We start from the raw sequence: 12,810 nt of genomic DNA, 5'->3' as shown, positions 1-12,810 counted from the left end.
TCCCGCAAGGCTCCGCGGCATGCATGTGGCGCATTGTCGCAGGTTGTTGCGGGCGCTTTCCGGCCGTCGATGGCGGCGTGGGGCCGCAGCCGCTACCCTTGGGCGGCTGCTCCCGGATTACCCCATGTTCTACGACCTTCCCCCGGCCACCCGTAACCTGCTGATCGCCAACGCGGCGGTCTTCCTGCTGCAGTGGCTGATGCCCGAGCTGGCGGCGCCGTTCGCCCTGTGGCCGCTGGGCAGTGGTTACTTCCAGCCGTGGCAGGTAGTGACCAATGCGTTCATGCACGGCGGTTTCCTGCACCTGTTCTTCAATATGTACGCGCTCTTCATGTTCGGCGGACGCATCGAGCGGCTGTTCGGGGGGCGCAATTTCACGCTGTATTACTTCGTCTGCCTGTTGACCGCCTCCGTGCTGCAACTGCTGTGGCTGCGCTATGTCGCGCAGGATTTCCAGACGCCCACGGTCGGTGCCTCGGGCGCGATCTTCGGCCTGCTGCTGGCCTTCGGCATGATGTGGCCGCAGGAGCGGCTGATCGTGTTCCCGATTCCCGCGGCCATTCCCGCCTGGCTGTTCGTCACCGGCTACGGATTGCTGGAGCTGATTTCGGGCACCACCGGCTGGATGCCCGGCATCGCCCACTTTGCGCACCTGGGCGGCATGCTGGGCGGTTTCGTGCTGATCCAGTACTGGCGCGGCAAGCTGCCCATCAAGCCGCGCCGGCGCCTGATGCGCTGACGTTCCTTTCTCCCTCGGTATTTTCGATGACTCAGCACCTGCAGCGCCGGCTCACCCCCCGCCACATCACCTTCATGGCCCTGGGGATGGCGATCGGCGCCGGTCTTTTCCTCGGTTCCGCCAATGCGATCAACCTGGCCGGACCGTCGGTGCTGTTCGCGTACATGGTCGGCGGCGCGATGATCTTCGTGATCATGCGCGCGCTGGGCGAGATGGCCGTGCACGATCCGGTCGCCGGTTCCTTCAGCACCTACGCGCACCGCTACCTGGGGCCGTTCGCCGGTTACCTCACGGGTTGGAATTACTGGATTCTGATGGTCGGCGTCGGCATGGCCGAGAGCACGGCCGTGGGCATCTACATGAAGCAGTGGTTCCCCGACCTGCCGCAATGGATCTGGGTGTTCGGCAGCGTGGCCATGATCGGCGGCCTGAACCTGATGGCGGTGAAGGTCTACGGCGAGATGGAATTCTGGTTCACCCTGATCAAGGTGGTTACGGTGGTGCTGATGATCCTCGGCGGCGCCGGCATGATCTGGGTGGGCTGGGGCAACGGCGGCCAGCCGGTGGGCCTGGCGAACCTGTGGTCGCACGGCGGCTGGTTTCCCAACCGGGTGACCGGCATGGTGCTGGCGCTGCCGGTGGTGGTGTTCGCCTTCGGCGGCATCGAGACCATCGGCATGGCGGCCGGCGAAGCCGCGCAACCGGAGCGCACGATTCCGCGCGCGGTGAACTCGGTGCTGTGGCGCATCCTGATCTTCTACGTGGGCGCGCTGTTCGTGATCATGGCGATCTACCCGTGGAACCAGCTCGGCACCCAGGGCAGCCCGTTCGTGACCACCTTCGCCAAGCTGGGCATCCCGCAGGCGGCGGGGCTGATCAATTTCGTGGTGATCACCGCGGCGCTGTCCGGCTTCAACAGCACCACGTTCAGCGGCAGCCGCATGCTGTACAGCCTGTCGACGAAGGGGCAGGCGCCGGCCTTCCTCGACAAAGTGAGCGAGCATGGCGTGCCGGTGCGCGGCGTGCTGGTGACGCTGGCCTGCCTGGTGTTCGGCGTGCTGCTGAATTACCTGGTCCCCGAGCGCATCTTCGCGATGATGATGTCGATCCTGGCCTTCAACACCGTGTGGACCTGGGCCATGGTGCTGATCGCACACTTCAGCTTCCGGCGCCGCCACGGCGCCACCGCCTTCGCACTACGCGCGTGGCCGGCCAGCAGCGTGGTCTGCCTGCTGTTCCTGGGCTTCGTGCTGTTCATGCTCGGCTACAGCCCGGATACGCGCGTCGCGCTCTACGTGGGCGCGGCGTGGATCGTGCTGCTGTCGCTGGCTTATCGCTTCCTCGGCATCGGCGACCGCATGCGGGCGTTCGAGCCCAGGGCCGCCTGACTTTCCCGGAGCCGCCGATGCGAACGATAGGACTGATCGGCGGCATGAGCTGGGAATCCAGCGTCGTCTACTATCAGCTCATCAACCGCGGCGTGCGCGATCGCCTGGGGCCGCTGCGCTCGGCGCGCGTGCTGCTGGACAGCCTGGACTTCGGCGAGATCGAGGCCCTGCAGCGCCAGGGCGACTGGGCGCGGGCCGGCGAATTGCTGGCCGCTTCCGCGCGGCGCCTGCAGGCCGGCGGCGCCCAGGTGATCGTGCTGGCGACCAACACCATGCACAAAGTGGCCCCCGCCATCGTCGCGGCGACACCGCTACCTTTCCTGCATATCGCGGACCCGACCGGCGCGGCACTGCGCGAAGCCGGCTTCGATCGCGTCGCCCTGCTGGGCACGGCGTTCACGATGGAACAGGACTTCTACCGCGCGCGCCTGCGCGATCGCTACGGCGTGCGCTGCATCGTGCCGGACGAGGGACAGCGCCGCGACGTCCACCGCATCATCTATGAGGAACTGTGCGCCGGCATCGTGCGCGAGTCGTCACGACAGCGTTACCGGGAGATCATGGTCGACTGCGCCGCGCGCGGCGCGCAGGCGATCATCCTGGGCTGCACCGAGATCGGCCTGCTGGTGGGGCGCGACGACAGCCCGGTGCCGCTGTTCGACACCACCGCGCTGCACGCGGCGGCGGCGGTGGAGTTCGCGCTGGTCAAATAGCGTGAAAAAGGCGCGGGCCGTAGAGCCGGCCCGCGATACGGCGGACATCCGTCGCTGGATGTTCGCCGTTCGCCTTCTCAGCGCAACGCGAGGAAGTCTGCGCTCACCACGAAGCGCACCGCATCCAGCCGCAGGCGCGACTGAGGCAGCGCATCGAGCAGGGCCGTCCGTTCGCCGGCGATGGCGGCGATCTCGGACTCGCTGATCGCGGGATTCACCGCACGCAGCGCGAGCAGGCGCGACAACTCCGCATCGAGCGTGTCGGTAGCCGTGGCCACAGCGCCGTCGATGCTCGCTTTCGCGCGCTCGCTGGCGATCGCCTCGGCCCGCTCCAGCATCGGCGGCACCAGCTTGGCGAGGAACTTGCGGTAGCGCGGCACCTCGATGTTGCGATCGGCCGCCTTGCGCAGCGACACCTCGCTGGGCTGGAAATCGGCACGCTCGGCCAGCCGCGTATCCACGGTGACGAGCACCGGCTGGGTGGGCAGGAAGCGCTCGGCGTCGAGCTTGCGGTCGGCCACGCATTCGAGCAGGAACACCGCCTGCAGCAACGCGGTGCGCGGCGGCAGTGTGTCGTCCACCATGAAGGCGGCGTTGCCTTCCTCGCCCGACAGCACCAGGTCCATGGCGCCGCCCACCATCGGGTGATCCAGCCGCAGCAGCGGCAGTTCCTCGCGGGCCAGCGCGACGTCGCGCGCAAAGGTCACCGACAGGGGACCCTCGGCGAAGCCGGGGAGGGCGTCGGTGGAGAGGTATTGCGGGTCGAGCAGCAGCACCCGGCCGCCGAGCTCTTCGGCGTGGATGCCGAACTGCTCCAGCAGGCGCTGGATGAAATCGTCGCGGCCCGGGTCGTTGTCTTCGCGCGAAAAGGCCTGCTGCAGTTCGGCGGCATGCAGGTCGCGGCTGGCCGCCAGTTCGAGCAGATGATCGCGGCCTTCGCGGATGAGCGCGGCCATTTCCTCGTGGCTGGCGCGCGTCTCGGCCAGCAGCACGTCCAGTTCCTGGTCGCGGTTGTCGTCGCCGCGGGCGTGCTCGTCGGCCAGGCGCGCGAGCGGCTCGCCGTAGCGGCGCAGCAGCTCGCGACCGTCGGCGGGGCTGATGCGGAACGCGTCCACGCCCTCGTCGTACCAGCGTGCGAGCACATGCTGCGCGCTATCGGCCACGGTGAGGATGTGGATGCTGATGTCATGTTTCTGGCCGATGCGGTCCAGGCGGCCGATGCGCTGTTCGAGCAGGTCCGGATCCAGCGGCAGGTCCCACAGCACCAGGCGGTGGGCGAACTGGAAGTTGCGGCCTTCCGAGCCGATCTCGGAGCAGATCAGCAGGCGCGCGCCGTCCGGCTGCGCGAAATAGGCCGCGTTGCGGTCGCGCTGGACGATCCCCAGCCCTTCGTGGAAGCGCGCCACGCCCACGCCGCTGCGGGTGCGCAGCGCCTCTTCGAGCGCGAGCACTTTGGCCTGGCTGCGGCAGATGAGTAGGAACTTGTCCTGCGGATGCGCGTCCAGCAGGGCGACCAGTGCATCGACGCGTGGATCGGCCGAGTAGTCGAGCTCCAGCGCCGGCGGCGGCTGCTGGATGTCCGCATGGAATTCGGCCAGCAGCGCCTGGCGGCCGTCCGCGCTGAGCGTGCCGGCTTCCAGCAGGTGCCACACCGGCACGCGCTGCGGAAAGCCGCCGATGCCGGCGCGGCGGTTGCGGAACATCACGCGGCCGGTGCCGTGGCGGTCGATCAGCGCAGCGATCAGCTCGCGCGCGTTTTCCGCCTTGGTGGTGTCCGCCAGGCGGGCGAGCAGAGCGTCGTCGCCGGCGAAGGCCTCGCGCAGTCGGGCGAGCTGCGGCGCGTCCAGCGGCTCGCCGTCGAGCAGGCGATCGGCGATGCGGGAGAGCTCCTGGAAAGTGTCGGCCTCCGCCAGATAGGCGGACAGATCGTGATAACGCTGCGGATCGAGCAGGCGCAGGCGGGCGAAGTGACCGCTGCGGCCCAGCTGTTCCGGTGTGGCGGTGAGCAGGATCACCCCAGGCGTGACCGCGGCCAGCCGCTCCACCAGCGCATAGCGCGGGCTGGCGGCTTCGGGCGTCCAGGCGAGATGGTGCGCCTCGTCCACCACTAGCAGATCCCACGGCGCCTGCAGCAGCTGCTCGGCCCGCTTGGGGTTCTGTTCGAGGAAAGCGAAGTCGGCGATGACCAGCTGTTCGTCCTCGAACGGGTTGCCGTCGTCGTTCAGTTCCAGCGCTTCGCAGCGCTCCTCGTCGTAGATGGCGAAGCTGAGATTGAAGCGTCGGCGCAGCTCCACGAACCACTGGTAGACCAGGGTGTCCGGCAGCAGGACCAGCACGCGCTGGGCGCGGCCGGTGGCCAGCTGGCGGGCCAGGATCATGCCGGCCTCGATGGTCTTGCCCAGGCCCACCTCGTCCGCCAGCAGCACGCGCGGCGGACGGCGGGCGGCGGCGATGCCGGCCACGCGCAGCTGGTGCGGCACCAGGCCGATGCGGGCGGCGCCCAGGCCCCAGGCGGCGGAGCGGCGGGCCTCGGCGCGGCGCTGCAGGCCTTCCAGGCGCAGGTCGAAGCGCGCCACCGGGTCGGTGCGGCCACCGATCAGGCGGTCGTCGGCCTGGCTGACGCTCTGTTCGTCGTCCAGCTGGCCCTCGTGCAGTTCGCGGCCCTCGCCGCGGTAGACCAGCAGGTCGTCCTTCACTTCGACCCGCTCGACCAGAAAGGCGATGCCTTTGCCGGAAACGCGCTGCCCGGCGCGGAATTCCGCACGTACCAGCGGCGCCGAGTCCACCGCATAGGGCCGCAGCACCCCGGCCTTGGCGAACAACACCTGCACCCCGCGTCCCTCCACCCGCAGCACAGTGCCGAGGCCCAGTTCGGGTTCGGCGGTGGAGATCCATCGTTGACCTGGTACGAACATCGGCGCTGCTTTTTCTGTGAAACGGGTCGGCAATTATCCGCTCGTGGAGCGCGGATGCCTAGCAAAGGCCGCGATGGCCGGTTCGGCCCCCGCCATGAAGAGGCCAGCGGGAATGCGATGGACTTCTCGCTTGTGCTGCGAGCCGGCGCAAATGCCCACTTTCAGTTGCGCCGCTCGTCGGACGATTCGCACCGTTCGTCGGCCATCGCTGGCGGCCGGGTAGGGCGATCCTGAGAGTATGTGCCGCCTCAAGGGGAGAATCCGACATGCTTCGTCTGTCGCATCAGCGCGGCATCTCGCTGATCGAAGTGCTGATGGCCGTGCTGATCTTCAGCGTCGGCCTGATCGGCCTGGCCGGCCTGCTGGTCATGGCGACCCGTTCCAACCACGCCGCTTACCAGCGCACCCAGGTCACCTTCCTGGCCAGCACCATGGCCGACCGCATGGGCGCCAATCCGGTGGGCGTGTGGAGCGGGTTCTACAACTCGGCTGCTTATCCCGTGGGCGCTAGCAGCGCCGCCAACAACGATTGCAGTGCCGGCTGCACCCCGCAGGCCCTGGCCGCGGCCGACCAGCGCGCCTGGAGCCGCCAGTTGCAGACCTTCCTGCCGAATGTCACCGCCAGCATCAGCTGCGATGCCAGCAAGGCGGGCTACACGCCGGCGGGCTGGACGCTGGGCACGCCCGCGTCAGGCGCCACCGCCGCGACGCCGGCCGATCCGGGCCAGGTGGGCATGCGTCCGCCGTACGGCGGCCTGTGCAGGATGAAGATCAGCTGGGACGAACAGCAAACCGGTGATCAGGCCAACTCCGTGGCCAAACAGACGTCTTTCTCCTGGACCTTCCAGCCGTGACGACCTTCGCGCATCCCATCGCATCCGCCCGCTCCCGCCAGGGCGGCCTCACCCTCGTCGAACTGATGGTCGCCATGACGCTCGGCCTGATCGTGGCCGGCGGCGTGGTGGCGATCTTCAATTCCACTTCCAGCAGCAATCGTGCGCAGACGCAGCTCGCGCGCCTGCAGGAAGAAGGCCGTTTCGCGGTCACGCGGCTCAAGCAGGACCTGAGCATGGCCAACGGCCAGTACTGCACCAACTCCGGCGGCGTGGCCAAGCCGGCGGCGGCTTCGCAGGTATACCTGGACGGCCTGCGCACGCCGATTGTGTACGCCAAGGACGTCACTACCGCCATTCCCGACCTCACGACGAAGTGGGGCGCGACCAGCGGCAGCAATACCTATCCGGTGGCGCCGTCCGCGCAGTATTCGATGCCCTCCTACATGTTCATGCGGGGCTATGACTGCGGGATCACCTCGGCCAGTTGCAAGCCGATGGATCCTCATTCCCTGGTAGCCGCTATTCCTGCCATGGGCACGGCGGTAGGTGATCGCGTCAAGGGCACCGACGTGATCACCGTGCGCTACGTCAACGCCGACCGCGGCTGGGCCATCGGCAGCGGCGGCACCACCATCGCCACGGCGGCGTCGACCGGTTCGGCGATCACCAGCATCAGCATTGCGCCGGCGTCATCCAGCGAGCCGCCGGCCACTGACTTCACCTCCGGCGACATGGCCATGCTGGCCGATTGCTCCAATGCGCAGGTGTTCGCCGTGACCAAGAGCGGCTCGGCCACGCTGACGCCCGACAGCACCAGGAACTGGGCCGCGCCGGCGCCGCAGCAGCCGCTCTCCGCGCCGAAGCTGTTCGACTTCAATCGCGACTTCCAGACCGTCACCTACTACGTGAAGGTCGTCGACAACGGCAACGGCCAGACCACCGGCGCGCTGATGCGCCGCGTGAACGGCGGCACCGCCAATCCCGGCGGCAGCGAAGACGAGCTGGTACGCGGCGTGGAGCGCCTGGATTTCCGCTATGGCGTGCAGGATGTGGACGGCAAGGTGCGCTACCTCACCGCCGGCGACGTCGATGCGGCCACCGGTATCAGCTGCCCGCCCGGCGAGGTCAACAAGATCACCTCGGCCGGCTGCCTATGGCGCGCGGTCGCCAGCATCGAGATGAATCTGGTGATCGACGGGCAGATTCCGCTGTACACGCTCACGCCCCCCGAGCTGGCCTACACCTACGGCATCGACGGCAAGACCACGGCGACGGCGCCGTCCGGCCATCCGATCAAGCCGAGCGACCAGGGCTTCGTGGATCCGATGTTGCGCCGCGAGTTCACGGCGCTGGTGTCCGTTCGCAATTTCAACCCGTGACGCACAGGCGCCGGGTTGCCGTAAGAAGGGGAATCGCATGACGTACGCACGTTCTTGTCCGCACCTGCCGCGCGCGAAGAGCCAGCGCGGCGTGGTGCTGATCGTCGCGTTGATCTTCCTGGTGCTGCTGACCATCCTGGCGGTCAGCGCGTCGGGCCGCTCGCTGTTGCAGGAGCGCATGGCCGGTGGCCTGCGCAACTCCAGCCTGGCAGACATGAGCGCCGAGACCACCCTGCGTGGCGTGGAATGGAAGCTGTGGACCAGCACCACCAAGCTCACCGGCACGCCGCTGCTGTGCGGCTCGGGCGTGCTCGCTGGCAGCTGCTATCGCTACGACCCGAGCAATGCCGCCGTCTACGGGCCCAACGGCATCGTCACCAAGTTCCGCACCGGTACGACCTGGGTGACGGACGGCGCGGCCACCTACCAGGGTGCCGACGGCGCGACAGACTTCACCGCGACGGACCCCAGCTACAAGAACGCCAAGCTCGCCAAGAACCCCGTCTACATCATCGAGGACATGGGCGTGGAACTGCCTCCGGGCGCCAGCGGCGGCCTGCACGAATCGGGCGCCACCGGCACCGGCGGCAGTGGCACCGTCAGCACCAGCCGCCACGTGTACCGCATCACCGCGCGCGCCACCGGCGCGGACGGCAATACGGTGCGCGTGATGGAAAGCACCTTCGCCGCCAAGAGCAATTGAGCGCGACCCTTTTGAGCCGGAGTCCTACCTCCATGCGTATTCGCCAACTTCTCTCCAGTCCACGCGGCATCGCCGTGCTGTGCCTCGGCCTGACCTTGACGGGCGGGCTGTCGGTGCCGTTCGTGCCGACCGCCGATGCGCAGCTCGCGCCGGTGCTGTCCAGCACCATCCTGGCCACCACCAGCACTGCGGCGCCGTACTCCGTGGTCGAGCTCAGCCCCACGCCGCCGAACCTCACGCAGGGCGTGGCGCCGAACATCACGGTGACGTTCGACGACTCGGGATCGATGGCCAGCAACTACATGGGCGATACGCGTCCCTTCGACCTCAAGGGGTGGGGCAGCGGCCGCTGGCGCTGTGCCGGCGTCATCGATCCGCGCGTGACCGATCCGTCGGACATCCGCTCGCGTGCGATGAATGGCGTGTACTACAACCCGAACGTGATTTATCTGCCGCCGGTCAAGGCGGACGGAACCTCCTTTCCGAATGCCGACGCGAGCCTGGTTCGTGTTCCGTTGGACGGCATCGGGGTCAACCGTCCGCGCAATCCGGTCACGCTGGATGCCACGGGCGCTTATAACAACAACCCCCAGGGTTCCACGGATCCGACCGGAGCCACGGACCTGACCGGTGTCCTGGGCAGGAGGAGCGACAACCGCTGGGGTTGCGGCGACGGCAATACGTCGCCGATGGACGGCAGCACGAAGGGCCCGGATGGCCAGACGTATCCCAACGGCGGTCCGTTCTACTGGCGCTACAAGAGCACGGCGCCGAAGATCGACGTCGACAGCTATGGCGATCCGACCGCCACCGGCCTCACCAATCTCTACAACAGCAGCAACTGGGAAGCCGTCGCGGTCCCCAACACCACGGTGACCATCAATGGCGTGCAGGTGAACCAGTGGCAGAACTTTGCCAACTGGTACGCCTACTACCGCACCCGCAACCTGATGACCCGTACCGCGCTGTCGCGCGTCTTCGGCCAGCTCGGCGCGGCCAATTCGAGCGGCGGCTACGGCAGCGCCTTCCGGGTGGCCTGGCAGAACCTCTATACGAGCGATACCTTCCATCTGCAGGACGACACCATCATCAGCAGCCTGCTGGACGCGAATTCGCCCGCATGTACGGCCTCCAGCGTCGATCCGACGGCGACCGGCCGGCAGACCGGCACGGTGAAAACGCCACCCAATTGCTATCGCTCCGCGTTCTTCAACTGGATCTTCCAGGTGCCGGCGACGGGTAATACGCCGCTGCGCGCTTCCACCATTCGCGCCGGCCAGTTCTTCCAGCGCGGCAACGGCAATACGGGCGCCTCGGGCGACCTGCACGATCCGTACTGGGAGCCGCCGGCCAAGTCCGGCGCCGATGGCCTGGAGCTGACCTGCCGCCAGAACTTCCACATGGTGGTCACCGACGGCTACTGGAACGAAAGTGACCCGGGCCTGCCTACGCCGTTCACGGACTCGCAAACCTCGCAGACGCTGCCGGACGGCACGAAATATTCGGCATCGGCGGCCGAGTCCCGTGTGTTCTGGGACGTACAGGGAAACAAGTACACCTCGTCGCTGGCCAACATCGCGTTCAATTACTGGGCAACCAACCTGCGCCCGGATCTCTACGACCCGGCGAACGGCAAGTCCGTGGCCCCATACATGCCCGACAAGACCACCGGCGTGGTGACCGGCGCCTCGGCGGCGCTCGAGCAGTACTTCAACCCCAACAACGATCCCGCCAACTGGCCGCATCTGGTCCAGTACATGGTGACCCTGGGCATCGCCGGCAACCTGACGTTCTCCAATGACCCCGACTGCGTGGTCAAGGCGGCCAACGATCTGTGCGCGCTGCGCACTGGCGCGGTCAATTCGACCGGCGCCAAGGGTTGGACCACGCCTGCCAACAACTCGCCGCCGGGCATCGACGACACCTGGCACGCAGCGATCAACAGCCGCGGCGCGTACTTCAGCGCCGGCAACCCGCAGAACCTGGTGGATCAGCTCAGTGCGATCCTGACCAACATCAGCGCCCGCAACGTTCCGGCGAACACTGGCGCGGTGAACTCGGCGGTGCTGGTGGCCGGCGCGCTGGGATTCGCCACGGGCTACAGTTCCGCGGATTGGAGCGGCACGTTCCAGGCGGTGAGCATCGGTGCCACCGGCACGATCTCCACGGTGGCCTGGGATGCCGGCGCGATCCTGGACGATGCCAACAAGACCGATCCGGCTGCGCGCAACATCCTGACCGCGGCCGAGAACACCGACGGCTCTTTCAAGAGCGGTCTGGATTTCAAGACGTTCACGAGCCTGGATAGTGCGGCCCAGACGCTGCTCAGCACCAAGCCTGGCAGCGTCGATGCCACCAACGACACCGGCCAGTCGCGCCTGGATTACCTGCGTGGCGTGCGTAGCAAGGAAACCACCACGTTCCGGCCCCGCAACCATCTGCTCGGCGCGATCATCGGTTCGCAGGCGGTCTACGTGAGCTACCCGTCGAGCGGCTATCGCAACATCTGGCCGACGAACTCGCCGGAGCAGAACGCAATGTCGGGCGACGCATCGGATTGCGGCACGCAGACGCCGTCGACCTGCCACAGCTACGAAGCGTTCGTGAAGAACAACCTCAGCCGCAAGCCCACGGTCTACGTGGGAGCGAACGACGGCATGCTGCACGCGTTCGACGCGTCCCTGAACGCCGATGCCACGCCGTCGGCGAACGCCGGCAAGGAACTGTTCGCCTATGTGCCGCGCTCGGCCTATACCAATCTCGGCAATCTCACGCTGAAGTCCAACTTCAAGTTCATGCCCACCGTCGATGGCGTGCCGGTCACGCGCGACGTGTACTTCAGCCAGAGCACCTCCTCGCCGGTTTCGACGACGCAGGGTTGGCACACCATCCTGGTCGGCGGCTTGCGGCTGGGCGGGCGTGGCGTGTATGTGCTCGATATCACCGACCCGACCGCGATGGCGGCGGGCAAGGTGTTGTGGGAATTCAATGCCGACGCGCCGACGCAGGCTGCGTGGACAGATGGCGCCGCCAACAATCCGGGCGGCAACCCGTCGAACCTCGGCTTCACCTATGGCCAGCCCAACATCGGCCGCCTGAACAACGGCAAGTGGGTCGTGCTGGTGCCGGGCGGCTACTTCCCCGATTGCACGAAGTCGCCCTTCACCGGTGCCAATTGCTCCACACCCGCGGCCGCGTCCAATACCTTCAGCTCGCTGTTCGTGCTCGACGCGCAGACCGGCAAGCTGATCCGCGAGCTGAAGACGCCGGACGCGAACAGCGGTGGCGCCAAGAGCCACGGCCTGGCGACGCCGGTGCTCGGCGACTACAACGACGACCAGATCGACGACGTGGCCTTCGCTGGCGATCTGGATGGCAATCTCTGGCGCTATGACCTGAGCTCCAGCAATCCAGCCAGCTGGACCATCACGCTGGCCTTCAAGCCCGCCACCGCCGGCACGCAGCCGATCACCAGCATGCCGCGCCTGTTCGCGGATCCGGCCACCAACCGCTTCATCGTGGTGTTCGGCACCGGCAAGTACCTGGGCGTGAGCGACAACACCAGCGGCAGCGCGGCGACGCAGTCGGTGTACGGCATCCGCGACGTCGGCGTGACCGTGGACCGCACCCAGCTGGTCAAGCAGACGCTCAGCGAAACGACGGCCGACGACGGCAGGAGCGTCGCCCGCGGCCTGACCGACAACGCGGTGCCTTCCAGCTACAAGGGCTGGTACTTCGATCTCGGACCGTCCACCTCGTCGGCCGGCGAGCGCGTGGTGGTGACTCCGGGCGCGCTGTTCGACACGGGCCGCGCGGTGATCCAGACCCTGATTCCCGGCACGAACGATCCGTGCAATGCCAGCATCCAGGGCGCGATCATGGTGGTCAACGCGGCGACGGGCGGGGCCAACGGCGGGATCTCCTCGCCTGGCGTGACCGCATGGAACAACACGGGCACCTATGTGGTGGGCGGCCGAGTGAACGATCCGCGCACGTCCGGCTCGGTGCCACTGGTCACGACCGTGGGCGGCGGCACCGTGATGGTGCCGGGCCTGAAGCTCAGCGGCAGCAATACAAGTCTGAACATCAACGACGCCATCTGGCGCCGCCGTTCCTGGCGAGGGATTACGCAATGAT

The 12,810-nt window shown here is 67.4% G+C and carries 8 protein-coding genes; 7 read left to right on the top strand and 1 reads right to left on the bottom strand.

Annotation, left to right across the window (positions count from 1 at the left end):
* Positions 1-124 precede the first annotated feature (124 nt).
* The 3 genes from RKE25_RS17330 to RKE25_RS17320 are packed head-to-tail and all read left to right on the top strand — an operon-like array spanning position 125 to position 2,840.
* On the top strand, positions 125-739 hold the full coding sequence (locus RKE25_RS17330; RefSeq protein WP_311839345.1) for a rhomboid family intramembrane serine protease: 615 nt from the start codon (positions 125-127) through the stop codon (positions 737-739).
* A gap of 26 nt (positions 740-765) precedes the next feature.
* Entirely contained in the window at positions 766-2,127 is a 1,362-nt protein-coding gene (locus RKE25_RS17325) for an amino acid permease (RefSeq protein ID WP_311839344.1), read from the top strand.
* A gap of 17 nt (positions 2,128-2,144) precedes the next feature.
* On the top strand, positions 2,145-2,840 hold the full coding sequence (locus RKE25_RS17320) for an aspartate/glutamate racemase family protein (protein WP_311839343.1): 696 nt from the start codon (positions 2,145-2,147) through the stop codon (positions 2,838-2,840).
* Between the two features lie 77 nt (positions 2,841-2,917).
* On the opposite strand, the gene rapA is transcribed toward RKE25_RS17320, so the two are convergent.
* Positions 2,918-5,755, bottom strand: a complete 2,838-nt coding sequence (rapA, locus tag RKE25_RS17315; protein ID WP_311839342.1) for an RNA polymerase-associated protein RapA — start codon at positions 5,753-5,755, stop codon at positions 2,918-2,920.
* 266 nt (positions 5,756-6,021) lie between these two features.
* On the opposite strand from rapA, the gene pilV reads away from it, so the two are divergent.
* The 4 genes from pilV to RKE25_RS17295 are packed head-to-tail and all read left to right on the top strand — an operon-like array spanning position 6,022 to position 12,809.
* A complete protein-coding gene (pilV, locus tag RKE25_RS17310; RefSeq protein ID WP_311839341.1) occupies positions 6,022-6,609 on the top strand; it encodes a type IV pilus modification protein PilV in 588 nt (195 codons plus the stop codon).
* A complete protein-coding gene (locus tag RKE25_RS17305) occupies positions 6,606-7,970 on the top strand; it encodes a PilW family protein (RefSeq protein ID WP_311839340.1) in 1,365 nt (454 codons plus the stop codon). Before pilV ends, RKE25_RS17305 begins: the two co-directional genes overlap by 4 nt.
* A gap of 37 nt (positions 7,971-8,007) precedes the next feature.
* Positions 8,008-8,673, top strand: a complete 666-nt coding sequence (locus RKE25_RS17300) for a PilX N-terminal domain-containing pilus assembly protein (RefSeq protein ID WP_311839339.1) — start codon at positions 8,008-8,010, stop codon at positions 8,671-8,673.
* A gap of 32 nt (positions 8,674-8,705) precedes the next feature.
* Positions 8,706-12,809 (top strand): PilC/PilY family type IV pilus protein, encoded by a 4,104-nt coding sequence (locus RKE25_RS17295; protein ID WP_311839338.1) that lies wholly within the window; start codon positions 8,706-8,708, stop codon positions 12,807-12,809.
* Position 12,810 lies beyond the last annotated feature (1 nt).

It is taken from the genome of Dyella sp. BiH032 (genome assembly GCF_031954525.1).
In the GTDB taxonomy this organism is placed as follows: Bacteria; Pseudomonadota; Gammaproteobacteria; order Xanthomonadales; family Rhodanobacteraceae; genus Dyella_D.
The sequence above is the reverse complement of the archived record's forward strand: the minus strand, read 5'-3'. Positions and strand labels throughout refer to the sequence as shown.